Origin of the sequence: Pseudoxanthomonas sp. CCNWLW251, from assembly GCF_037402255.1 — a bacterium.
In the GTDB taxonomy this organism is placed as follows: Bacteria; Pseudomonadota; Gammaproteobacteria; order Xanthomonadales; family Xanthomonadaceae; genus Pseudoxanthomonas_A.
The window spans coordinates 429,200-450,768 of record NZ_JBBEGA010000001.1 but is presented as its reverse complement, the minus strand read 5'-3'; the positions used below and the strand labels follow the sequence as shown (position 1 = coordinate 450,768).

At 67.9% G+C, this 21,569-nt stretch carries 22 protein-coding genes; 19 read left to right on the top strand and 3 right to left on the bottom strand.

Annotated elements, in window-relative coordinates; translation table 11 throughout:
- Nucleotides 1–25 precede the first annotated feature (25 nt).
- From WBN46_RS02055 to WBN46_RS02040, 4 genes are all read left to right on the top strand, one after another.
- Entirely contained in the window at nucleotides 26–1,153 is a 1,128-nt protein-coding gene (locus WBN46_RS02055) for a peptidoglycan DD-metalloendopeptidase family protein (protein WP_337730110.1), read from the top strand.
- Between the two features lie 167 nt (nucleotides 1,154–1,320).
- Complete coding sequence (locus WBN46_RS02050; protein WP_337730109.1) at nucleotides 1,321–2,517, top strand: serine hydrolase domain-containing protein; 1,197 nt, start codon at nucleotides 1,321–1,323, stop codon at nucleotides 2,515–2,517.
- A gap of 86 nt (nucleotides 2,518–2,603) precedes the next feature.
- The gene (locus tag WBN46_RS02045) at nucleotides 2,604–3,476 is read left to right on the top strand and encodes an alpha/beta hydrolase-fold protein (RefSeq protein ID WP_337730108.1); all 873 of its coding nucleotides are present in this window, start codon (nucleotides 2,604–2,606) and stop codon (nucleotides 3,474–3,476) included.
- A 101-nt stretch (nucleotides 3,477–3,577) separates the two neighbouring features.
- Nucleotides 3,578–3,832, top strand: coding sequence for a hypothetical protein (locus tag WBN46_RS02040; protein WP_337730107.1), 255 nt, complete (start codon nucleotides 3,578–3,580; stop codon nucleotides 3,830–3,832).
- Nucleotides 3,833–3,838: 6 nt separating this feature from the next.
- Here the strand turns inward: WBN46_RS02040 and WBN46_RS02035 are convergent, their stop codons facing one another.
- Nucleotides 3,839–4,468, bottom strand: a complete 630-nt coding sequence (locus WBN46_RS02035; RefSeq protein ID WP_337730106.1) for a hypothetical protein — start codon at nucleotides 4,466–4,468, stop codon at nucleotides 3,839–3,841.
- 124 nt (nucleotides 4,469–4,592) lie between these two features.
- Between WBN46_RS02035 and WBN46_RS02030 the strand changes: the two genes are divergently transcribed.
- On the top strand, nucleotides 4,593–5,120 hold the full coding sequence (locus tag WBN46_RS02030) for a GNAT family N-acetyltransferase (protein ID WP_337730105.1): 528 nt from the start codon (nucleotides 4,593–4,595) through the stop codon (nucleotides 5,118–5,120).
- 192 nt (nucleotides 5,121–5,312) lie between these two features.
- Here the strand turns inward: WBN46_RS02030 and WBN46_RS02025 are convergent, their stop codons facing one another.
- Nucleotides 5,313–7,376: a 3-hydroxyacyl-CoA dehydrogenase NAD-binding domain-containing protein gene (locus WBN46_RS02025; protein ID WP_337730104.1), complete on the bottom strand. Its 2,064-nt coding sequence runs from the start codon at nucleotides 7,374–7,376 to the stop codon at nucleotides 5,313–5,315.
- Between the two features lie 239 nt (nucleotides 7,377–7,615).
- On the opposite strand from WBN46_RS02025, the gene rpoE reads away from it, so the two are divergent.
- The 9 genes from rpoE to recO all read left to right on the top strand — a co-directional run bounded on the left by rpoE (nucleotide 7,616) and on the right by recO (nucleotide 16,415).
- Entirely contained in the window at nucleotides 7,616–8,236 is a 621-nt protein-coding gene (gene rpoE, locus WBN46_RS02020) for an RNA polymerase sigma factor RpoE (RefSeq protein ID WP_192200827.1), read from the top strand.
- Nucleotides 8,233–9,141 (top strand): RseA family anti-sigma factor, encoded by a 909-nt coding sequence (locus WBN46_RS02015; protein ID WP_337730103.1) that lies wholly within the window; start codon nucleotides 8,233–8,235, stop codon nucleotides 9,139–9,141. Before rpoE ends, WBN46_RS02015 begins: the two co-directional genes overlap by 4 nt.
- 70 nt (nucleotides 9,142–9,211) lie before the next feature.
- Complete coding sequence (locus WBN46_RS02010) at nucleotides 9,212–10,711, top strand: DegQ family serine endoprotease (protein WP_337730861.1); 1,500 nt, start codon at nucleotides 9,212–9,214, stop codon at nucleotides 10,709–10,711.
- 171 nt (nucleotides 10,712–10,882) lie between these two features.
- On the top strand, nucleotides 10,883–12,676 hold the full coding sequence (gene lepA / locus WBN46_RS02005) for a translation elongation factor 4 (protein ID WP_185742119.1): 1,794 nt from the start codon (nucleotides 10,883–10,885) through the stop codon (nucleotides 12,674–12,676).
- A 147-nt stretch (nucleotides 12,677–12,823) separates the two neighbouring features.
- Complete coding sequence (gene lepB, locus WBN46_RS02000) at nucleotides 12,824–13,624, top strand: signal peptidase I (protein WP_337730102.1); 801 nt, start codon at nucleotides 12,824–12,826, stop codon at nucleotides 13,622–13,624.
- A gap of 37 nt (nucleotides 13,625–13,661) precedes the next feature.
- Nucleotides 13,662–14,039 (top strand): DUF4845 domain-containing protein, encoded by a 378-nt coding sequence (locus WBN46_RS01995; RefSeq protein WP_142125079.1) that lies wholly within the window; start codon nucleotides 13,662–13,664, stop codon nucleotides 14,037–14,039.
- Nucleotides 14,040–14,043: 4 nt separating this feature from the next.
- On the top strand, nucleotides 14,044–14,706 hold the full coding sequence (rnc, locus tag WBN46_RS01990; RefSeq protein ID WP_192200831.1) for a ribonuclease III: 663 nt from the start codon (nucleotides 14,044–14,046) through the stop codon (nucleotides 14,704–14,706).
- Nucleotides 14,707–14,716: 10 nt separating this feature from the next.
- Entirely contained in the window at nucleotides 14,717–15,655 is a 939-nt protein-coding gene (era, locus tag WBN46_RS01985) for a GTPase Era (RefSeq protein ID WP_337730101.1), read from the top strand.
- A gap of 16 nt (nucleotides 15,656–15,671) precedes the next feature.
- Nucleotides 15,672–16,415 carry a DNA repair protein RecO gene (recO, locus tag WBN46_RS01980; protein ID WP_337730100.1) on the top strand — a complete coding sequence of 248 codons (744 nt, stop codon included), beginning with the start codon at nucleotides 15,672–15,674 and terminating at the stop codon, nucleotides 16,413–16,415.
- 5 nt (nucleotides 16,416–16,420) lie between these two features.
- Here recO and WBN46_RS01975 read toward each other — a convergent pair whose 3' ends face one another.
- Nucleotides 16,421–17,125 carry a response regulator gene (locus WBN46_RS01975; RefSeq protein ID WP_337730099.1) on the bottom strand — a complete coding sequence of 235 codons (705 nt, stop codon included), beginning with the start codon at nucleotides 17,123–17,125 and terminating at the stop codon, nucleotides 16,421–16,423.
- A 100-nt stretch (nucleotides 17,126–17,225) separates the two neighbouring features.
- On the opposite strand from WBN46_RS01975, the gene rlmD reads away from it, so the two are divergent.
- The 5 genes from rlmD (at nucleotide 17,226) to WBN46_RS01950 (ending at nucleotide 21,518) form a co-directional block, all read left to right on the top strand.
- Nucleotides 17,226–18,569, top strand: a complete 1,344-nt coding sequence (gene rlmD / locus WBN46_RS01970; RefSeq protein ID WP_337730098.1) for a 23S rRNA (uracil(1939)-C(5))-methyltransferase RlmD — start codon at nucleotides 17,226–17,228, stop codon at nucleotides 18,567–18,569.
- A 94-nt stretch (nucleotides 18,570–18,663) separates the two neighbouring features.
- Nucleotides 18,664–19,182, top strand: coding sequence for a CYTH domain-containing protein (locus WBN46_RS01965; protein ID WP_337730097.1), 519 nt, complete (start codon nucleotides 18,664–18,666; stop codon nucleotides 19,180–19,182).
- 10 nt (nucleotides 19,183–19,192) lie between these two features.
- Nucleotides 19,193–20,200 (top strand): beta-N-acetylhexosaminidase, encoded by a 1,008-nt coding sequence (gene nagZ, locus WBN46_RS01960; RefSeq protein ID WP_337730096.1) that lies wholly within the window; start codon nucleotides 19,193–19,195, stop codon nucleotides 20,198–20,200.
- Nucleotides 20,200–20,769 carry a hypoxanthine-guanine phosphoribosyltransferase gene (locus WBN46_RS01955; protein ID WP_192201277.1) on the top strand — a complete coding sequence of 190 codons (570 nt, stop codon included), beginning with the start codon at nucleotides 20,200–20,202 and terminating at the stop codon, nucleotides 20,767–20,769. Before nagZ ends, WBN46_RS01955 begins: the two co-directional genes overlap by 1 nt.
- A gap of 2 nt (nucleotides 20,770–20,771) precedes the next feature.
- On the top strand, nucleotides 20,772–21,518 hold the full coding sequence (locus WBN46_RS01950; RefSeq protein ID WP_337730095.1) for an S-methyl-5'-thioinosine phosphorylase: 747 nt from the start codon (nucleotides 20,772–20,774) through the stop codon (nucleotides 21,516–21,518).
- The last annotated feature ends 51 nt before the right edge of the window (nucleotides 21,519–21,569 follow it).

Below are 21,569 nucleotides of genomic sequence, written 5' to 3'. Positions count from 1 at the left end.
CCATATTCATCCCGGAGAATCCTGCATGCGGTTCCACCTTGGCCGTTGGTCCGTGATCGCGATGCTGGCCTGCAGTGCGCTGCCTGCGTGGGCAGCGCAACCCAGGGAGTCCTTCGGCCTGCGCGTACCCGTGGCGCCGATGGCGCGCGCGATGCAGGAAGGCCACGAACTGGTCTACGAACTGCACCTGGACAACCATGCCCGCCGCGATCTGCGACCCGTGCGCGTTGACGTACTGGATGCAGCTGACGGGCGCGTGCTGGCCGCCTACGAAGGCGCGGCGCTGGAGCAACGGCTGGACCGCTCGGGCGTTCAGTGGAAGGCCGAGACCTTCGATGCGATCCCGTCGGGGCGGCGCGGCGTGGTGTTCATCGAACTGCCATTGAAGGGCGCGTTGCCCGGCGCCTTGCGCCATCGGGTCGGCTTTGCGGATGTGGATGCCGGTGCGGGCATCGACACGATCGAAGGCGGTTCGACACCGGTGATCGACGGCAGGACCCCGGTGCTGGCGCCACCGCTCGACGGCGGTCCGTGGGTCGCCATCCATGATCCCCGCTGGGCGCGCGGGCATCGCCGCGTGGGCTATGCCTTCAACGGTGCCCTGCGTACCCCCGGTCGCCATGCGGCCGACTGGGTGAAGCTGGATGCATCCGGCCGCAAGGCGCCGGCGGGCAACGATCTTGCCGCACGCACCTACAGTCATGGACAGCCTGTGTATGCCGTGGCCGATGGCGTGGTGAGTCGCGTGCACGACCGGTCGCCGGAGCGCACGCGACTGTCGGACGGCATCACCGGCACCGAAGGCAACCACGTGGTCCTGCAGCTCGACAACGGCTACTACGCGCACTACGGCCACCTGCGCCCCGGCAGTGCGACGGTCACGCCCGGCACGCGCGTCAAGGCGGGCGACAGGATCGCCGAGGTCGGGTTCAGTGGCAGCGCCTCCGCTCCGCAACTGCACTTCGCCCTCACCGACGGCCCGGATGAACTGGCCAGCGAAGGCATCGCGTACACGTTCGCGCGCTACCGCCTGCTGGGCACGTTCGACGATGTCTCGCGGATCGGCCACGGCATGTGGACGCCCGCCAGCGCGCAGCAGGAGGTCCGGGCCTCCATGCCCGCGGGCATGAGCGTGGTGCGCTGGCCGGAATAGGGCGTGCGCATGGGGCGAGGGCGATTCGTCGGTCCCATCGCGGCTTCGTCGCATCCTGCTGGCCGGCACGGTGGTCTGCGTGCATCCTCCCGCGCTGGACAGGCGCTGGTTCCCACCCTCGCCTGACATGGCCAACACGACATGCCGGTACCGGCAGGGGAGGACAGATGCGTTTCAGGACGTCATGGCGGGTGGCCGCGGTACTGGTCGCGATGCTGGTGTCGGGCAGGGCGGGCGCCGCGGATGCGCCCGCGGGCGTGGCGGGCGAGGGCATCGATGCCCGTATCCAGGCGCGCATGGCCGGGTCCGGCCTGGTGGGCGTGGGCGCGGCGGTGATCATCGACCGGAAGGTGGCGTGGTCGAAGGGCTACGGCTTCGCCGACAAGCAGCGCGGCGTGCCGTTCACGCCCGACACGGTGATGGCGATCGGCTCGATCAGCAAGACCTTCACCGGCGTGGCGATGATGCAGGCGGTGCAGGACGGCAGGCTGTCGCTGGACGAAGACATCAACCGCTATCTGCCTTTCAAGGTGGTGCATCCCGCGTTCCCGGAGGCGCGCATCACGTTGCGCCAGCTGGCCACGCACACCTCGGGCATCACGGACCGCTGGGCGGTATACGAGCGCCTGTACCACTGGGGCGGCGATGCGCCGGAAACGCTGGGTGATTTCCTGTCGGGCTATCTGATTGCGGGCGGCAAGGACTATGCGCCGGAGAACTTCGTGCCGCACGCGCCGGGCACGCACCGCGAGTACTCCAACATCGGGGCGGCACTGGCGGGCTACATCGTGGAGCATGCGGTCGGCGAACCGCTGAACACCTATACGCGCCGCACCATCTTCGCGCCGTTGCGGATGGCCCGCAGCGGCTGGTTGCTGTCGGAGGTGCCGGCGGGTGCGCATGCCACGCTGTACGTGGCGCAGGACGGCTTCAGCATTCCCCTCCCGCCCTACGGCCTGACCACCTATCCGGATGGTGGCGTGCGGACGTCGGTGGCTGAACTGTCGCGGTTCTTCATTGCGCTGCTTGGCGGCGGCCAGTATCAGGGCGCGCGCATCCTGCAGCCTGCCTCGGCCGCGGAGATGATGAGGCTGCAGTACACCGCGGCGAACAAGCCGGACAACATCGTACTGGCGGAGAAGAACTCCGGCCTGTTCTGGGCCACCAAGTACGATGGCCGCTTCGTCGGCCACGGCGGTTCCGACCCCGGCGTGCGGACCGAGATGCTCGCCACGCCAGCGGGAGACGTGGCCGTGGTGCTGTTCACCAATACCTCGCTGGCGGAACGCGACGGCAAGGTCTACGCGGAGCTGTTCAAGGATGTCTGGGAGCACGCGCAGGCATTGAAGTCCGCGGCGAAGTAGTCAGGTCGGCAGGCAGCCGATCCTGCGAGAATGCGGCCGGGCCCGCAATGCGCGGGCATGGGGGTGACGACATGATCCGCTGCACCATGATCATTCTTGCGTGGCTGCTGGTGGCCGCGATGCCGACGGCCCGGGCGGCACCGCCTGCGCCGACCGGCGAAGACGGCACCGCGCCGCGCGTACCGCTGGACTATCTGCCTGCGCTGAAGGGGGACTACTTTCCGCTGACGGATCGCGGATCCGGGCGCGTGCACCACGTCTATGTGCGCTATCCAGAAGGCTACGACGTGTCGGCACCGACGCGTTATCCGGTGGTGTACCTGCTGGATGGCGACAGCCTGTTCCCGTTGCTGGCGCCCACGCATCTGTTCCTGCACTACGACGAGAAACTGCCGGAGGCCATCCTGGTGGGCATCGCCTATGGCGGCTTCGACCCGGCCACCAACAAGCGCAACACCGACTTCACTGCGCCGGGCGCGGACGCCACGCCGGAGCAGGGCGGGGCGCCCGGGTTCCTGGCCTTCCTGCGCGGGCAACTGGTGCCCGAGGTGGAGCGTCGTTACGCCGTCGATCCGGCGCGACGCATCCTGGTGGGGCAGTCGCGCGCGGGTTACTTCGTGCTGTGGTCGGCGCGCGAGGCGCCGGACCTGTTCTGGGGGCGCATCGCCAGCAATCCGGCGCCCGGTCCGGCGCGTGACGCGCTGTTCGCCGGGGCGCGGCCGCACGCGCGCGACGACCTGCGTGTGGCGGTGGCCAGCGGCACGCGCGACACCGTCGAACGCCGGCGGGTGGCGAGGGAGTGGGCCGATGCGTGGACGTCCCGCGCGGATGCGCCGTGGCGGGTCGGCTTCTTCGAGATCGCCGACGGTACGCATGCGGCCAGCATCGGGGAAACCTACCGGCGCGCGATGCTGTGGCTGTTCCGCGAGGGGAACGATCCGCCGGCACCCACCCGCTGAGTGTTCGCCTGAACGTAATCGCGTTCACAGAACGGTGCCGGTCGTCGGAAAAACCGCCGGCATGTCACACAACCGGCATGTGCGCCCCTTACGCTGCGGGCATGGACACGTTGGCCACCATCCGGGCCGCACTGGCCGTCGCCGGGGAACGCATCGAACGCGATGCGTTGCGCGAGGACCCGCGCGTGTTCATGGATCAGCTGTGGCGCCAGGTCTACGACGCCGCCCCCGACGATCTGCAACCCTACGTGTGGGCGCGGCTGGCGGACTTCTCCACGCAACTGGGCCTGATGGGCGAACTGCCCACGCACCGCAGCCCGGTGCGGGCGCCGCCCGAGGTGTTCATGCGGCGGTAGCGGCGCTCACTGCGCCGGCGGGTCCCAGAGGCTGTCATCCACGGGCGCCTCGGACAGTCCGCGCACCAGCGTCATCACCATCTCGTTCTCGCTGACGCCGTTCTGTCGCGCCAGCTGCTTGAACACGTCCTCGCTCATCGTGACCAGCGGGATCAGGTTGAAGTGCCAGCGGCCCTGCTCGCGCTCGAATTCGAAATCGAAGGGCATCTCGACGGTGCCGATCTTCAGCCGTGCCGCCGCGTGGTCGCCGTCCACCTGCAGGGTGCCCAGTTCGCTGCGCTCGACGCCTTCGCGGCCGATCCAGCCGCGGTCCACGGCATGCGTGAACACCGTGCGCCCATCCATCGCACGCAGGTCACGGGCCGGGACGCGGGCGCGGATGATCAGCACCTGCAGGCGCTCGGTCATCGGCAGTGCTTCCAGCTCGGTGCGTAGGGCGCTCAACGCCAGTTCGCGATAGCGCGCGTACTCGCGCAGCGTGCCGGTGGTGACCTGGTCGGCGGCGCGTTCGCCCTGCCGGGCGAGCACGGCGGACTTGTAAGCCGCGAATGCGGCGCGCACCGCGGTTTCGTCGTCGGCTGCGTGGACGCTGAAGATGGGGGCGAGCAGCAGGCACAGGAGCAGCCAGCGGGACATGCGGTACTTCCATGGCGTGGGGCGCGCCATGGTAGGCGATCAGGGGTGAGAACAACTCACACTGACCTCATCCGCTGCGCGTCTGCGTTATGCAGGGCATGGAAGCACGTACCATGCACGCTGCATGAAAACCGAAATCCGACCCGCACGGCTGTCCGAAGCCGCTGAACTGTCCGCGATGATGCGGCGCACCTTCCTTGCCGCGAACGGCCATTGCAGCACACCGGAAAACGTCTCGGCCTTTGTCGCGCAGGCCTATACGCCCGAGCGGCAGGCGCAGGAAATCCGCGACCCCGACACGCTCACGCTGATCGTCGAACAGGACGGCGTGTGGGCCGGCTTCGCGCAACTGCGCTGGGGCACGGTGCCGCCGGCCGAAGTGGGGCTGCGGCCGACGGTGGAACTGGCGCGCATCTACCTGGACGAAGCCTTCCACGGGCAGGGCATCGCCGCCGTGCTGGTGTCGCACCTGCTGGCGGCGGCGCGGCTGCGCGGGTCGCGATCGGTCTGGCTGACGGTCTGGCAGGAGGCCCCGCAGGCGATCCGCTTCTGGCGCAAGCATGGCTTCCAGATCGTCGGCCGCTCCGTCTTCCACGTGGGCGATGATCCCAAGGAAGACTGGGTGATGACCCAGGTGCTCCCAACGGGGTGAAGGGCCTGGCGCAGTACGCCGGGCAACGATGCGGATATCGTGAGCGCGCGATTGAAGCGTCAGCACGTCTTGCAACGCGGTGCGACCTTTTCCGAGGCGCTGCGCGGCAACGCCAACGACATGGACCCGGGCGCCGTCGCGCCCTGATAGAACCGCGATCCGCGCGTCACGCGACGCGCGGCATCGTCCGCATCAGACGGTGGGCGTACGCAGCACCGGGTTGTCCCAGCCGGGGCGCGGGGCGAAGCGGTCGCCGTGGCGGGCCTGCAGGGCCTTGAGCTTTTCCAGCAGCGCGTCGGGACCGACCGCCTTGACGTGTTCGATCGGGCCGCCGCGGAACGGGGCGAAGCCGGTGCCGAAGATCACGCCTGCATCGAGCAGGTCGCTGTCGGCCACCACGCCATCGTGCAGGCAGGCGACGGCTTCGTTGAGCAGCGGCAGGATCAGGCGGTCCTCGAGATCATCGGGTGCCTTGTAGTCCTGCGGGACCTGCGGCTTCACGGCTTTGCCGTTCTCCCACTTGTACAGGCCCTGGCCGTCCTTCTTGCCGCGCTTGCCGGGTTCGACCGTCGCCAGCGCCGCCGGCAACGTCAGGCCGAGGAACGGCGACAGTTCCGCCCCCACGCCCTGGGCCACGTCCAGGCCGACGGTGTCGATCAGTTCGATCGGGCCCATCGGCATGCCGAACTTCACCGCGGCCTTGTCGATCACCGGGCCGGGGATGCCTTCGGCGTAGGCGGTCGCGGCTTCCAGCATGTACGGGAACAGCACGCGATTGACCAGGAAGCCCGGCGTGCCGGCCACCGGCACCGGGAACTTGTCCAGCGCCTTGCAGAAGGCGGCGAGGCGTTTGACGTTGGCGTCGTCGAGCGCGTCGTGCTGCACGATCTCCACCAGCGGCATCAGCGCCACCGGGTTGAAGTAGTGCAGGCCTGCGAACTGCGCGGGACGCTGAATGTGCTCGCGCAGCTCGGTTAGCGGGATCGATGACGTGTTGGTGGTCAGCAGCGCATCGGCCTTCAGGCGCGGCTCGACGGTCTGGTAGAGATCGCGCTTGGCCTCGGGGTTCTCGATGATCGCTTCGATCACCAGGTCGGCCTGCGGCACGCCATCGCCGGCCAGGTCGCCTTTCAGGCGCGCAGCCACGGCGGGACGCTTGCTCTCGTCCTTCACCTTCTTCGCGAACAGGTCCTGCGCACGCGAGAGGGCGCCGTCGATGAAGCGCTGCTCACGGTCCTGCAGGGTGACGTTGAAGCCCTTGTAGGCGGACCATGCGGCGATGTCGCCGCCCATCACGCCCGCACCGACGACATGCACGTTCGCGATGCCATGGTCCTTGCCGCCGAGGCCCTTCAGGCGTTCGGTGAGGAAGAAGATGCGGATCAGGTTGCGCGCGGTCGGTGTGCCCGCGAGTTTCACCACCGCCTTGCGCTCGGCGTCCAGACGCGCCTGGATGCCCTTCCCGCCGGCGGTCTTCCACACGTTGATGAGGGCATACGGCGCGGGGTAGTGCGCCTTCGGCGCCTTGCGTGCGACCTGCTTGAGCATCTGCGGCGCCAGCAACTGGCGGGCGGGCCAGCTGTTGCTGATCCAGCCGGTGAAGCGCTGCTTGAACGGGCGCTGCGGGCGCGAGGCGATCAATGCGATCGCGGCATCGATCAGCACGGCCGGCTCGGCGATCTTGTCGACCAGGCCCATCGCCTTCGCCGAGCTGGCCGACAGCGTGCGGCCGGTCAGCATCATGTCCATCGCCTTCGGTGATCCCACTAGGCGCGGCAGTCGCGCGCTGCCGCCCCATCCGGGGAAGATGCCCAGCTTCACTTCGGGCAGGCCGATGCGCGTGGATGGGTCGCTGCTGGCCACACGGTAGTCGCAGGCCAGCGAAATCTCGGTGCCGCCGCCCATGCAGAAGCCGTGGATGGCCGACACCGTCGGGCAGGGCAGTTCGGCCAGTTTCTGGAACACGGCCTGGCCGCGGCGGATCGCGTCGTTGACGGTGCCCTTGCGGTCGAACTCCTGGAATTCCTTCAGGTCCGCGCCGGCGATGAAACCCGATGCCTTCGCCGAACGCAGCACCACGCCTTTCGGCGGATCGATGGACAGGCGTTCGATGATGTCGGCCAGTTCGATCAGCACGTCCTGCGAGAACGCATTGACGCTGGCGCCCTGGCGGTCGAAGGCCAGCACCACGATGCCGTCCTCGCGTAGCTCGGTCTGCCAGTGACTGAATCGCAGCCCATCGAAGTTCGCGGCCATGCAGGGACCATCCGTTCACGTATGGATAAGGCCGCTATCATCCCGAGGTTGTTTCATCCCCGTCAAATCCACATATCAACGAGAACGTCGTCACGGGCGTGACCGGCGGCAGGGGGATGTTCCCGCTGCGCCGGTTAAATTCTTGATAGGGCAACGGTTTGGACAAGGCGTTGAACTTTCCTCCGCTAGCGCGGTCACAGGGCACGGCCAACGCCGAGCCGACAGGAGTGCGGCCCGGCATGGCCGAAACAGATCCAACCCAGGAGCTGGACCTCGAGCTGGTCAGGCGCGTGCAACGCGGCGACAGCGCGGCCTTCGACCTGCTGGTGCGCAAGTACCAGCATCGCGTGGTGGCGTTGATCGGGCGTTACATCCATGACTGGAGCGAGTGCCAGGACGTGGCCCAGGAGACCTTCCTGCGCGCATACCGTGCGCTGGGGAACTTCAGGGGCGATTCCCAGTTCTATACGTGGCTGCACCGTATCGCCGTGAACACCGCCAAGAACCACCTGGTCGCGCACAACCGCCGTCCGCCCACCGCGGACGTGGATGCCGCCGACGCCGAGCAGTACGACATCGGCGCCCGGCTGCGCGACACCGACACGCCCGAGCGCGAGCTGATGCGCCAGGAGATGGAGGCGACGGTGATGAAGGCCGTGGACGGCCTGCCCGAGGAGCTGCGGACTGCGATCACCCTGCGCGAGGTGGAAGGCCTCAGCTACGAGGAGATCGCGCAGAAAATGGACTGCCCGATCGGCACCGTGCGTTCCCGGATCTTCCGGGCGCGCGAGGCCATCGATGAACAGCTGCGTCCCTTGCTGGACAACGACAGTGCAACCCGGGAGCGAGCCCGCTCATGACCGCCCGCAACGAGACTCCGATCATCGACAAGCTAGAAACCCATCACCGCCAGCAACTGTCCGCCCTGATGGACGGCCACCTGCCTGCGGATGAAGCGCGCTTCCTGCTGCGGCGACTGCAGCACGACCAGGACCTGGCCGGGTGCTGGGAACGCTGGCAGTTGTGCGGCGACGTGCTGCGCGGTGAAGGCCGTGCGCCGGCGCCCGCGGGCTTCGCCGAGCGCGTGGCACGGGCGATCGCGGCCGAATCCGTTCCCGCCTCCGCCGCATCGCAGATGCAGGCTCCGCGTTCGCGCAACCTGCTCGCGCGTTGGGGCGGTGGCGCGCTTGCGGCGTCGGTGGCGCTGGTCGCGTTGTTCATGGCGCGCCAGCAATCGCCGCAGGACGTGCCGGTGGGCGAGGGAACCCAGGTGGCATCCACGCAGACGACATCCCCCGCCGTTCCGGCGGAGACGCCTTCAGCGCCCGCGCCGGACGCCGAGGCCTACGCGGTGGCCGCTGTCGCTGCCGTGACCAGCGTGCCCCGCCGGCAGGACAATGCCGCCCGTCGCAGTGCCACGCGCAGCCAGCAGGCAGCGCGCAGCGCGCAGCGTGTGGCGCGCGCCGATGCCCCGGTCCGTGCGACGGGCACCGCGCAGAACGCGCCGATTGACACCGTCGGTACGCTGGTGGCGGCCGCACCGTCGCAACTCGCCGCCAATCCCTTCGCCCATCGGGCAGGCGATACCGGCAGCGTGCCGTCCCGGCCATGGCCGAGGTCCGCGTTGTCGGGGTACCCATCGGCCAATGGTGGTCTGACGACGGGGTACAGCTCCGATTCGGCCGCGCGCACCTTCTACCCGTTCGAGCCGCGCCTGCAGTCCGCGCCGCCGGTGACACCGCCGATCGACGCGCCGCGCGAATGACCCCGGCTTCCGGTCGTCGGCCGGAGGCGAGATGAAATCCCTACCTTTTCCTGATCGAGGCATGCGTTCGATGACTCCTCACGCCCGTTCCGGCCTGTTGGCCGTGCTGATGCTCACCACCCCCCTCGCCGCTTGCGCGCAGCAGCCTGAGGCGCCTGTGCCCACGGCGGCGACGGCGCCTGTCGTTGCGCAGTCGGCAGCCCCGCAACTGGTGACCGGCCTTCCCGACTTCACCCAACTGGTGGAGCAGGTGGGGCCGGGTGTGGTGAACGTGGAGGCGACGGTGGGGTCGCGCCGCAGTGCGCAGGCCGAAGAGGCCGAGATACCCGAAATCTTCCGGCGCATGCTGCCGCCGGGCTTCCCGATGCCGGGCCCGGGCCAGCAGGGGCCGCAGCGGCGCGGTACCTCGATGGGATCGGGCTTCATCATTTCAGCCGACGGCTACGTGCTGACCAATCATCATGTGGTGGATGGCGCCGACGAGGTGAAGGTCACCCTGCCGGACCGCCGCGAGCTGACCGCCAAGGTGGTCGGGAGCGACCAGCAATACGACGTGGCACTGCTGAAGGTCGAGGCCAAGGGCCTGCCGACCGTGCGCATCGGCAACTCGGCCGCGCTGAAGCCGGGCCAGTGGGTGGTGGCGATCGGTTCGCCGCTGGGGCTGGATCACTCCGTCACCGCCGGCATCGTCAGCGCCGTGGGTCGCAGTGCGTCGGCCGAGCAGCGTTACGTGCCCTTCATCCAGACCGACGTGGCGATCAACCAGGGCAACTCGGGCGGCCCGCTGCTCAATACGCGCGGTGAAGTGGTCGGCATCAACTCGCAGATCTTCTCGGTGTCCGGCGGCTACATGGGTATCAGCTTCGCCATCCCGATCGACTTGGCGATGGGGGCGGTGGAGCAACTCAAGAGCACCGGCAAGGTCAGTCGCGGTCAGCTGGGCGTGCAGGTAGGCGCGGTGACTTCCGATGCCGTGAAGGGCTTCGGGCTTCCCGACAACCGGGGTGCGCTGGTCAATGACGTGGTGGGTGGCAGCCCTGCGGCGAAGGCCGGCATCGGTCCCGGAGATGTCATCCGTTCGGTCAATGGCCGCGCGATCAACGATTCGAGCGATCTGCCGCCGATCATCGGCGCGATGGCCCCCGGGACCAAGGTCACCTTGGGTGTCCTGCGCGATGGGAAGCCGCGTGATCTGACCGTGACGCTCAGCGAGCTGGACGAAGGCGAGGCGGGGGCGGGTGTCGCCCCGGCGTCGCCCGACAGGCCGGCAGCTCCGGCCGGACGCAATGCGCTCGGCATCCAGACCCAGTCGCTGGACGCGAACAGCCGCAAGCAACTGGGCATCGAAGGCAGCGACGGCGTGCTGGTGGCGCGCGTGGACAGTGCTGCCGCCCGCGAGGCGGGCCTTGCACCGGGCATGGTGATCCTGCAGGTAGGCCGCACCAAGGTCGACAGCCCTGCGGCGCTGGACCGGGAGCTGGCCGCTGCGAAGCCGGGTGACACCGTGATGCTGCTGGTCCGCCATCGCGGCGTGACCCGTTTCGTCGCCGTGACGGTGGAAAAAGGCTGAACCACGCTCGCCGTCGCTGGTGACCCCCCGTCGCCCCGCCTTGGGGGGGCGACGGCGTTTCCCCGGGGCCGGGATGCGGATCGGCGAGACCGGGCAATGTCCGTGCGATAATGTCCCGTTATTCCTGACGACCGCACAGGCCGCCGCGCACTCCCCATGTCTTCTGATTCCATGCGGAACATCCGCAACTTCTCGATCATCGCGCACGTCGACCACGGCAAATCGACCCTGGCCGACCGCATCATCCAGCTCTGTGGCGGCCTCGAGGCCCGCGAGATGGAAGCGCAGGTGCTCGACTCCAATCCCATCGAGCGCGAGCGCGGCATCACCATCAAGGCCCAGTCCGTGTCCCTGCCGTACAAGGCCAAGGACGGGCAGGTCTACCAGCTGAATTTCATCGACACCCCCGGCCACGTCGACTTCAGCTACGAAGTCAGCCGCTCGCTGGCGGCCTGCGAGGGCGCGCTGCTGGTGGTCGACGCCGCCCAGGGTGTGGAAGCCCAGTCGGTCGCCAACTGCTACACCGCGGTGGAGCAGGGCCTGGAAGTGGTGCCGGTGCTCAACAAGATCGACCTGCCGACGGCCGACATCGAGCGCGCCAAGCGGGAGATCGAGGCCGTCATCGGCATCGACGCCGACGATGCGGTGCCGGTCAGCGCCAAGACCGGGCTCAACGTCGACCTGGTGCTGGAGGCCATCGTGCAGCGCATCCCGCCGCCGAAGCCGCGCGACACCGACAAGCTGCAGGCGCTGATCATCGACTCGTGGTTCGACAACTACCTGGGCGTGGTCTCGCTGGTCCGCGTGATGCAGGGCGAGATCGGGCCGAAGAGCAAGATCCTGGTCATGTCCACCGGCCGCACCCATGAAGTGGACAAGGTCGGCGTGTTCACCCCCAAGCGCAAGGAGCTGAAGAAGCTCGGCGCCGGCGAGGTGGGCTGGATCACCGCCAGCATCAAGGACGTGCACGGCGCGCCGGTCGGCGACACCCTGACCCTCGCGTCCGACCCGGCCCCGGGCCCGCTGCCCGGCTTCCAGGAAATGCAGCCGCGCGTGTTCGCCGGCCTGTTCCCGGTCAATGCCGAGGACTATCCGGCGCTGCGCGAGGCGCTGGAGAAACTGCGCCTCAACGACGCGGCGCTCCGTTTCGAGCCGGAAAGCTCCGAGGCCATGGGCTTCGGCTTCCGCTGCGGCTTCCTCGGCATGCTGCACATGGAAATCGTGCAGGAGCGCCTGGAGCGCGAGTACGACCTGGACCTGATCAGTACCGCACCGACGGTGGTGTATGAAGTCCTCAGGACCGATGGCACGGTGCTCTCGCTGGACAATCCGGCCAAACTGCCACAGTCCAACCTGATCGAAGAGGTGCGCGAGCCCATCATCCGCGCCAACATCCTCACCCCGGAAGCCTACATCGGCGCCATCATCAAGCTGTGCGAGGAAAAGCGCGGCGCGCAGATCGGCATCCAGTACCTGGCCAGCCAGGTGCAGATCAGCTACGAGCTGCCGATGGCCGAAGTGGTGCTGGATTTCTTCGACAAGCTCAAATCGGTGAGCCGTGGCTATGCCTCGCTGGATTATGCATTCCTGCGCTTCCAGCCCGGCCCGTTCGTGCGCCTGGATACGCTGATCAACGGCGACAAGGTCGATGCGCTCAGCCTGATCGTGCACCGCAGCCATGCCGACCGGCGCGGCCGCGAACTGTGCGAGAAGATGAAGGAGCTGATCCCGCGGCAGATGTTCGACGTGGCCATCCAGGCCGCCGTGGGCTCGCAGATCATCGCGCGCAGCACGGTCAAGGCCATGCGCAAGAACGTGCTGGCCAAATGCTATGGTGGCGACATCACCCGCAAGAAGAAGCTCCTCGAGAAGCAGAAAGAGGGCAAGAAGCGGATGAAGCAGGTGGGGCGCGTGGAGATTCCGCAGGAAGCCTTCCTCGCCGTGCTGCAGGTGGACAGCAAGTAGCGTTTTCCTTCTCCCTGCGGCAGAAGGTGGCGCATAGCGCCGGATGAGGGTACGGCGAAGTCCGCGAAGCCGGGAGCGCGCGGACTTCGCCGTACCCTCACCCCAACCCCTTTCCCGGTGGGAGAGGGGCCATTCAACGGAGTGTGTATGGTCTGGTTTGAAACGATCCTCGTGGTACTGACGCTGCTGACCGGCCTGGTATGGCTGGCCGACAAGCTGTTCCTGGCCAAGCGCCGGCGCGCCCGGAGCGGATTGCTGGACGAAGAGCCGGTGCTGGTGGACTACTCGCGCGCGTTCTTCCCCGTGCTGGCCGTGGTGCTGATACTGCGCAGCTTCATCGCCGAGCCTTACAAGATCCCGTCCAGTTCGATGATGCCGAACCTGCTGATCGGCGATTTCATCCTGGTCAACAAGTTCTCCTACGGTCTGCGCCTGCCGATCACCAACCAGAAATTCCTGGCCATCGATGAGCCGGCGCGCGGCGACGTGGTGGTGTTCAAGCCGCCCCACGACCCCAAGAACAACTGGATCAAGCGCGTGATCGGCCTGCCGGGCGACAAGATCGGCTTCCACGGAGACACGGTATCGATCAACGGTCAGCCGTTGACCTACGAGAAGCTGGGCGACTACGTGGGCAAGGGCAGCGGTGCAGGTGAGACCGGGGCCGCACTATTGAAGGAAAAACTGCCGGGACGGCCCCATACGGTGCTGGAATGGCTGGACAGCGCACGGCCGGAGGGGCAGGGCGAATGGGTGGTTCCGCCCGGGCATTATTTCGTCATGGGCGACAATCGTGATAATAGCGAGGACAGCCGGTTCTGGACGCAGACCCATTTCCTGCCGGAACAGAACCTCCGCGGGAAGGCCTTCCTCGTCTGGCTGAACTGCGAGGGCTGGTTCTGCAAGAATGGCTTCGATGCCTCGCGTATCGGCAACGGCATCGAGTGATCTTTCAACGCTAACGGGGAAGCACGGGGGAATGGCAATGAAGCGCAAGCAAAGCGGCATGACGTTGATGAGCTTTCTGATGGTGCTGGCCGTGGTGGGCTTCGCCGCCTACATCGCCATGCGACTGTTCCCGATGTACCAGGAGTACTACGCGGTCAAGTCCTCGATGAAGGGGCTGGCCAACGAGGCGGGCGTGGCGGACATGGATCCGGCCCGGATCCATGAACTGTTCTTCCGCCGCCTCGACATCAATTACGCCACCAACATCAAGCCTTCGCACGTGAAGATCGAGCGCATGGAGGGCGGCTGGAACATGAAGGTCGCCTATGAAGTGCGCCGCCCCCTGGTGGGCAATCTCGATGTGGTCGGCAACTTCGCCGCCGAGCAGGCGATGACGCGTCGCGGCGCGGAATAGGGATTTGGCGGTTGACCGCATCGGCCATGCGTTCGCCGACCAGGGCCTGCTTGCGCAGGCCCTGACGCATCGCAGCGCGGGCGCTCCCCACAACGAGCGCCTGGAGTTCCTGGGCGACGGCGTGGTCAACCTGCTGGTCGCGGAAACCCTGTTCCTGCGCTGGCCCAAGGCCGACGAAGGCGCGCTGACCCGCGCACGCGCCGAACTGGTGCGCGAGGCGTCATTGGCCACCCTCGCACGGCACCTGCAACTGGGCGAGCGGCTGACCATGGGGCCGGGCGAAATGAAGTCCGGCGGCCATCGTCGCGATTCCATCCTGGCCGATGCGCTGGAGGCGGTCGTGGCGGCCATCTATCTCGACGCCGGTTTCGATGCGTGCCGGGCCGTGGTGCTGCCTTGGTTCGAGGAATCGCTGGCCGCACTGCCGGTCGGGCGGCCGGAGAAGGATGCCAAGACCCGCCTCCAGGAATGGCTGCAGGGGCGCCAGCGTCCCCTGCCGGTCTACGAACTGGTCTCGGAAAGCGGCGATGACCACGCCAAACTCTTCCTCGCGCGCTGCACCACGCTGGATCCGCCGCTGACGGCGGACGGCGAGGGCACCTCGCGCCGCAACGCCGAGCAGGTCGCCGCGGCGGCGCTGCTCGACAAGCTCGACATTTCGAAGTGAGTACCCCCCGGTGAGCGATTCCTCCTCCTACCGCAGCGGCAGTGTTGCCGTCATCGGTCGTCCCAATGTGGGCAAGTCCACGCTGACCAATGCGCTGGTCGGTGCCAAGGTCAGCATCACCTCCAACCGTCCGCAGACCACGCGGCACCGCCTGCTCGGCATCGCGACCTTCGCGGCGAACAAGGACCGGCCCGCAGGCCAGATCGTGCTGGTCGATACGCCGGGCCTGCACAAGCAGCAGGGCAAGTTCTCCGCTTCGGCGATGAGTCGGGTGATGAACCGGGCGGCCCGTGGTGCGCTGGAAGAGGTCGAAGCGGCCCTGATGGTGGTGGAAGCCGGCCGCTGGGACGAAGAGGACACGCTGGCCTACAACGTGCTGCGCGATGCGGGGATTCCGGTGGTGCTGGTGGTCAACAAGGTCGACCGGATCAAGGAAAAGGCGGCGATGTTGCCTTTCCTCGCCGAGGTTGCGCAGGACCGGCAATTTGCCGCTGTGCATCCGGTGTCCGCGCTGAAACGCAATGGCCTGGACGCGTTGGTGAAGGACATCCTGGCGCTACTGCCGGAGCAACCACCGATGTTCGGCGAAGACGAGATCACCGACCGCAGCGAGCGTTTCCTCGCGGCCGAACTGGTGCGCGAACAGTTGATGCGCCAGCTGGGCGCAGAGCTGCCGTACGCCACTACCGTCGAAATCGAGAACTTCACCACCGAAGACTCGCCGAAAGGCGAGCTGGCCCGCATCGGTGCGGTGATCTGGGTGGAGCGCGAGAGCCAGAAGGCCATCGTGATCGGCAAGGGCGGCGCGCGGCTGAAGGAGATCGGCAGCAAGTCGCGCCAGCAGATGGAGCATCTGTTCGGCCGCAAGGTGTTCCTTGAAACCTGGGTGCGCGTACGCGAGGGCTGGTCCGACGACGAGACGGCGCTCAAGGCCTTCGGGTATGAATGAGCCCGCGCGGGCCTGAATGCGCATCACCGGCGAGACCGCCTTCGTCCTGCATGCGCGCCCCTGGCGCGAGACCAGCCTGCTGGTCGAAGTCCTGGGCCGGGAACAGGGACGCCTGGGGCTGGTCGCGCGGGGCGTGCAGGGGCCGAAGAAGCATGTCCTGCGCGCCGCGCTGCAGCCGCTGCAATGCATCCGGCTCGATTGCGACCTGCGGGGCGAACTGGCGCGGCTGGTGAGCGCGGAGGCGCTGGACGCGGCACCGCAGCCCGCCGGCGACGCCATGCTGGCCGCGTTCTATCTCAGTGAACTCGTGCTGCGGCTGGTACCGCGCCACGATCCGCTGCCCGAGCTTTTCGACGCCTATGCGCAGGCACGCGAACGACTGCGGTTGCGTGACGGACTGGCGTGGTCGCTGCGCCGGTTCGAGCGCGACCTGCTGGAAGCGCTGGGCGTTGGTTTCGCGCTCGATGTGGATGGCGATGGCGAGCCGGTGGACCCGGCGGCGCGCTACCTGCTGGATCCGGAGCACGGCCCGCGTCGCCTGCACAGCGACCGCGGCCACGGGGAGCGCAGCCAGGCGGCCACCGGTCGCGCGCTGCTCGCCTTGGCGAAGGATGCGACGCCTTCGCCCGACGATCTCGTCAGCCTGCGTTTGCCGATGCGTTCGGTGCTGGCGCACCACCTCGGCCCGAGGGGGCTGAAATCGTGGGAAATGATCGGTGACCTGGGGCGCCTGAAACACCGCGGCGCCACGACGGACTGACGGCGTCAGGCGGCCGGCGACAACAGGCGCCTGCTCGCTTCGGCAAAGGCATCGCGCAACCCAGCATCGGTGGGCGCGGCATGCCAGCGGGCCGCGACACCGGCCAGCGCACGGGCCCCCGCGAAGCCGCAGCTGGCCTGCAGCCGGTGCAACTGGGCGCGCAGCGCCGCTTCATCCGCACGGGTGAACGCCTCCAGGCAGGCCGCGGTTGCCGCGGGCAACTCGGACAGGAACAACTCCCGCAGCAGCACCGCGTGTTCGCGATTGCCGGCGAGTGCGGCGAGTGCGGCAGCTTCGTCCCAGTCGGGAAGCGCCTGCGCCGACGGGCGGCCGGTGGCGCCTGCCAGCACATCGCGCACTGCGCGTTGCAGTGCCTGTGCCGAGAGTGGCTTGACCAGCACATCGGCGAAGCCGGCCTGGACCAGCTGTTCGCGTGTTGCGGGTGTCGCATCGGCCGTATGCGCCAGTGCGGGCGTGGCCGGATGGCGCGCGCGCAGGCATTGCAGCAGCGCCGCTCCGGTGCCGTCGGGCAGGTTGGCGTCGATCAACCACACGTCGAAGGCGAGCGGAAACGCCAGCGCCTGCGCGCAGTCCGCCGCGCGCTGCACGCGCGCAGGCAGTGCGGACAGGGCGGCCGACAGGAACTCGGCACTGATGGGGTCGTCTTCCACCAGCAGGAGCATCGGCATCGTGCCGTCGGTGAGGGTCATGGTCGGGCATCCTGCGGACTGGTCCCATCTTAGCGTCGGCGGGGGCGGGCGGCGCCCATGCGACAATGCGGCCCCGCCAACACACGCAGCCTGACGCCACGTGGCACGTACCCGCTCCCCCCGCATCGACAAGACCCCCTTCGAAGCCACCATCACCGACCTGACCCACGACGGGCGGGGCGTCGCCCGCCGCGACGGCAAGGCCGTGTTCGTCTCTGGCGCATTGCCGGGCGAGCGGGTGATGGCCGAACAGACGGCGAAGAACCGCCATTTCGACGAAGCGAAGGCGCTCGAGGTGCTGGATGCTTCCCCCGACCGCGTCACGCCGCGTTGCCCGCATTTCGGCACCTGTGGCGGCTGCGTGCTGCAGCACCTGGACGAGGCCCGGCAGATCGAGGCCAAGCAGCGCGTGCTGCTGGAGAACCTGGAGCGCATCGGCCACGTCACGCCGCGGGCGGTGCTGCCGCCGCTGACCGGTGCCGCCTGGGGATACCGCCGCAAGGGCCGCTTCTCCGTGCGCCGGGTCAACAAGAAGGACAAGACGCTGGTCGGTTTCCGCGAACAGGATCCGCGTTTCGTCGCCGACCTGTCCGAATGCCACACCGTCATCCCGGGGATCGGCACGAAGATCACCGCGCTGGCCGAGCTCGTCGAAAGCCTCGACGCGCGCGAGCACATCCCGCAGATCGAGTTCATCGCGGGCGACGCCAGTGCGGACTTCAGTGGCATCGCGCTGGTGTTCCGCCATCTGCTGCCGCTGAGCGAGGGCGACCGCGGGAAGCTCACGGCATTCGGCCAGGCCACCCGGCTCGCCATCTTCCTGCAGCCGGGCGGACTGGAAAGCGTGCATGCCTTGTGGCCGGAGGCGCCGCAGCTGGCGTTCGAGCTGGCGCCGTGGGACGTGTCGCTGGCCTTCCGTCCGCTGGACTTCATCCAGGTCAACGCGGCGCTCAACGAGAAGATGATCGCGCGGACCTTCGAACTGCTCGACCCGCAGCCGCAGGACCGCGTGCTCGACCTGTTCTGCGGGCTGGGCAATTTCACCCTGCCGATGGCACGCCTGGTGGGCGAGGTCGTGGGCGTGGAAGGCGAGGCGGGTCTTGTCGTGCGTGCGCGCGACAATGCCGCCCGCAACGGGCTGGTCAACGCGCACTTCCACGCGGCGGACCTGACCCAGGACCAGCGTGGTACGCCGTGGATGCGCCAGGGCTTCGACAAGCTGCTGCTCGATCCGCCGCGTTCCGGTGCCATCGAGGTGCTGCAGCAGTTGCCGCTCAGGCAGTTCGACCGCATCGTCTACGTCAGCTGCCATCCCGGCTCGCTGGCACGCGACGCGGGTTACCTGGTCAACGAGCAGGGCTACACGCTGGTGTCGGCCGGCGTGATGGACATGTTCCCGCACACGGCGCATGTGGAGAGCATCGCGCTGTTCGAAAGGAAGTGATCCCTGCCGGAGGGGCTTCGGCCCCGACACCGGGACGATCGGGAAAAGCGGTCGGGGCTGAAGCCCCTCCTACAACAACGCAGGGCTTCACTCGATGGGCATCGAAATCGAACGCAAATTCCTGGTCACCGGCGACGCCTGGCGCGATGCCGCGCACGAGGTCGTGCCGATGGCGCAGGGCTACATCAACGACATGGGGGCGATGGATCGCGGTGAACAGAAGGCCTCGGTGCGCGTGCGCATCCAGGGCGATGCCGCCTTCCTCAACCTGAAATCGCGCGAGCTGGGCGCCACCCGGCAGGAATTCGACTACGCCATCCCCGTTGCCGACGCCCGCGCGTTGCTGGCGCTGTGCGTGGGCGGCGTGATCGACAAGCGTCGGCACTACGTGCGGCACGAAGGCCACCTGTGGGAAGTCGACGAGTTCGTGGGCGCCAACGCGGGGCTGGTGGTGGCGGAAATCGAACTCGACCGTGCCGATGAAGACTTCGTGAAACCTGCCTGGGCCGGCAAACAGGTCACCGACACCGCCCGCTATTACAATCTTGCCCTGGCGTCGCGTCCGTACGGACAGTGGTCCGACGACGAACGCGCCGCCACCGATATTCCCTGAGGAACACCCAATGCTCGTCATCGGCATCGCCGGCACAGAACTCACCGCGCAGGAACGCGACTGGCTGCAACACGACGCCGTCGCAGGCGTCATCCTGTTCACCCGCAATTTCGCCTCGCGTGCGCAGGTGGCGGAACTGTCACAGGCCATCCGCGCCGCCGCGCCTCGTCCGCAGCTGGTCTGCGTGGACCAGGAAGGCGGGCGCGTGCAGCGCTTCCGCGACGGTTACAGCGATCTGCCGGCGCTGGAAGGCTTCGGCAAGCTTTATGCGCGGGAGCCGCAGCTGGCCCTGCAGCGCGCCGAAGAGCACGCGTGGCTGATGGCCAGCGAGATCCTCGCCAGCGGCGTGGACCTGAGCTTTGCGCCGGTGGTGGACCTTGCGCGTGGCAACCGCGCCATCGGCAATCGCGCCTTCGACGCCCATCCGCAGATCGTGGCCGAGTTCACGCGCGCGTACATCCGCGGCATGCACGCGGCCGGCATGGCGGCCACGCTGAAGCACTTCCCCGGCCACGGCACGGTGCTGGAAGACACCCACTTCGACGACGCCGTCGATCCGCGCAGCCTGGACGTGCTGCGCGCGGAGGACCTGGTTCCGTTCGTCGCCGGCATCGAGGCCAAGGCCGATGCGGTGATGATGGGGCACGTGAAATATCCGGCGGTGGCACCGGAACCGGCGGGCTACTCGCCGTTCTGGATCCAGAAGATCCTGCGCGACGAGATGGGTTTCCGCGGGGTGGTGTTCTCGGACGACATCGGCATGGCCGCGGCATTCTCGGCAGGCGGCGTGAAGCAGCGCATCCATGACCACCTGGACGCCGGATGCGACGTGGTGCTGGTGTGTTCGCCCAAGCTGGTGGACGAGTCGCTGAAGGCGGTGGAAGGCCGCGCACTGAATACCGCCGCCGTGCTCGGGGTACTGGGCCGTGGCGCACTGGGGTGGGACGGCTTGATCGCCGATGCGCGCTATGGCGACACCCAGGCGCGCGTGCTCGACAGTCTCACGGGAGTTGCATGATGGAATCGCTGGGCAATCCGAAGCCGAAGCTGGCCGACGCGCTGGCCAATGCCGACCTGCTGGTCGACCGCGCGACGATAGACCGCGCCATCGCCACGATGGCCGCGCCGATCGCGCGTGACTACGCGGGCGAGGTGCCGGTCTACCTGACCATCATGCACGGCGCGCTTCCGTTCGCCGGACAGCTGTCGCTGGAACTGGGCGCGCTGGGGTTGGACCTGGAGTTCGACTACCTGCACGCCACCCGCTATCGCGGCGAGACCACGGGCGGGGAGCTGGTGTGGAAGCACCGCCCCGCGACCGCGCTCTACGGTCGCCGTGTGCTGCTGGTGGACGACATTCTCGACGAAGGCCATACGCTGCTGGCAGTGAAGCAGTGGTGCCTGGAGCAGGGCGCCACCGACGTGCGGATCGCCGCGCTGACCACCAAGCAGCATGATCGTTGCGTGCCGGGCATCTGCGCGGACTATGTGGGCCTGGAGGTCGCGGACCGCTATGTGTTCGGTTTCGGCATGGACTACCACGAGCAGGGTCGCAACCTGCCGGGCATCTACGCGCTGAAGGACTGACCATGGCCGACATCGCGCTTGCCGTCATCGGCGGTACCGGCGTCTACAGGCTCGCCGACCTGCAGGACGTGGAGACGAAGGAACTGCACACCCGCTTCGGTGCGCCGTCCGGTCCTGTCCGCATCGGCACGATGGACGGGCGACGCGTGGCGTTCCTCGCCCGCCACGGCGAGGGCCATTCGGTGCCGCCGCACCTGGTCAACTACCGCGCCAACCTGCAGGTGCTGAAGGACCTCGGTGCCACCCGGGTGCTGGCGTTGAACACCGTCGGCGGCATCACGGATGCCTGCGGTCCGCGTGTACTGGCGTGCCCGGACCAGCTGATCGACTACACCTGGGGCCGGATCTCGACGATCTGCGAGGAGCCCGGCAGCGAGGTGCTGCATATCGACTTCGGTGATCCGTACACGCATTTACTTCGTCAGCAGATCCTCTCTGCGGCCCGCGAGGCCGGCGTGGATCTGGTGGATGGCGGCTGCTACGGGGCCACGCAGGGACCGCGTCTGGAGACCCGTGCCGAGATACGCCGGATGCGCCGCGATGGCTGCGATCTGGTCGGCATGACGGGCATGCCCGAAGCCGGTCTGGCGCGGGAAATGGGCCTGGAATACGCCTGCCTGGCCATCGTCGCCAACTGGGCGGCGGGTTGCGGCACCGACGAGGAAATCACGATGGACGAGGTGCTGGCGAACGTGGCCGCTGCATCGGCCGGGATCCCGGCCCTGGTGGCGGCGCTCGCACGCAGGTGATTGTCAACGCGCGCCGGGCTTTGCATACTCGGCGTGTGCGGCGTCATCGCC

What these genes read in the sequence shown, in the direction of transcription:
- WBN46_RS02030 (WP_337730105.1), top strand. Translation starts at nt 4,593, where the DNA reads ATGAAAACCGAAATCCGACCCGCACGGCTGTCCGAAGCCGCTGAACTG.
- WBN46_RS02040 (WP_337730107.1), top strand. Translation starts at nt 3,578, where the DNA reads ATGGACACGTTGGCCACCATCCGGGCCGCACTGGCCGTCGCCGGGGAA.
- lepA (WP_185742119.1), top strand. Translation starts at nt 10,883, where the DNA reads ATGCGGAACATCCGCAACTTCTCGATCATCGCGCACGTCGACCACGGC.
- WBN46_RS01975 (WP_337730099.1), bottom strand. Translation starts at nt 17,125, where the DNA reads ATGACCCTCACCGACGGCACGATGCCGATGCTCCTGCTGGTGGAAGAC.
- WBN46_RS01955 (WP_192201277.1), top strand. Translation starts at nt 20,200, where the DNA reads ATGGAATCGCTGGGCAATCCGAAGCCGAAGCTGGCCGACGCGCTGGCC.
- WBN46_RS01965 (WP_337730097.1), top strand. Translation starts at nt 18,664, where the DNA reads ATGGGCATCGAAATCGAACGCAAATTCCTGGTCACCGGCGACGCCTGG.
- nagZ (WP_337730096.1), top strand. Translation starts at nt 19,193, where the DNA reads ATGCTCGTCATCGGCATCGCCGGCACAGAACTCACCGCGCAGGAACGC.
- rpoE (WP_192200827.1), top strand. Translation starts at nt 7,616, where the DNA reads ATGGCCGAAACAGATCCAACCCAGGAGCTGGACCTCGAGCTGGTCAGG.
- lepB (WP_337730102.1), top strand. Translation starts at nt 12,824, where the DNA reads ATGGTCTGGTTTGAAACGATCCTCGTGGTACTGACGCTGCTGACCGGC.
- WBN46_RS01995 (WP_142125079.1), top strand. Translation starts at nt 13,662, where the DNA reads ATGAAGCGCAAGCAAAGCGGCATGACGTTGATGAGCTTTCTGATGGTG.
- WBN46_RS02045 (WP_337730108.1), top strand. Translation starts at nt 2,604, where the DNA reads ATGATCATTCTTGCGTGGCTGCTGGTGGCCGCGATGCCGACGGCCCGG.
- recO (WP_337730100.1), top strand. Translation starts at nt 15,672, where the DNA reads ATGCGCATCACCGGCGAGACCGCCTTCGTCCTGCATGCGCGCCCCTGG.
- WBN46_RS02025 (WP_337730104.1), bottom strand. Translation starts at nt 7,376, where the DNA reads ATGGCCGCGAACTTCGATGGGCTGCGATTCAGTCACTGGCAGACCGAG.
- WBN46_RS02035 (WP_337730106.1), bottom strand. Translation starts at nt 4,468, where the DNA reads ATGTCCCGCTGGCTGCTCCTGTGCCTGCTGCTCGCCCCCATCTTCAGC.
- WBN46_RS02010 (WP_337730861.1), top strand. Translation starts at nt 9,212, where the DNA reads ATGACTCCTCACGCCCGTTCCGGCCTGTTGGCCGTGCTGATGCTCACC.
- WBN46_RS02055 (WP_337730110.1), top strand. Translation starts at nt 26, where the DNA reads ATGCGGTTCCACCTTGGCCGTTGGTCCGTGATCGCGATGCTGGCCTGC.
- WBN46_RS01950 (WP_337730095.1), top strand. Translation starts at nt 20,772, where the DNA reads ATGGCCGACATCGCGCTTGCCGTCATCGGCGGTACCGGCGTCTACAGG.
- WBN46_RS02050 (WP_337730109.1), top strand. Translation starts at nt 1,321, where the DNA reads ATGCGTTTCAGGACGTCATGGCGGGTGGCCGCGGTACTGGTCGCGATG.
- WBN46_RS02015 (WP_337730103.1), top strand. Translation starts at nt 8,233, where the DNA reads ATGACCGCCCGCAACGAGACTCCGATCATCGACAAGCTAGAAACCCAT.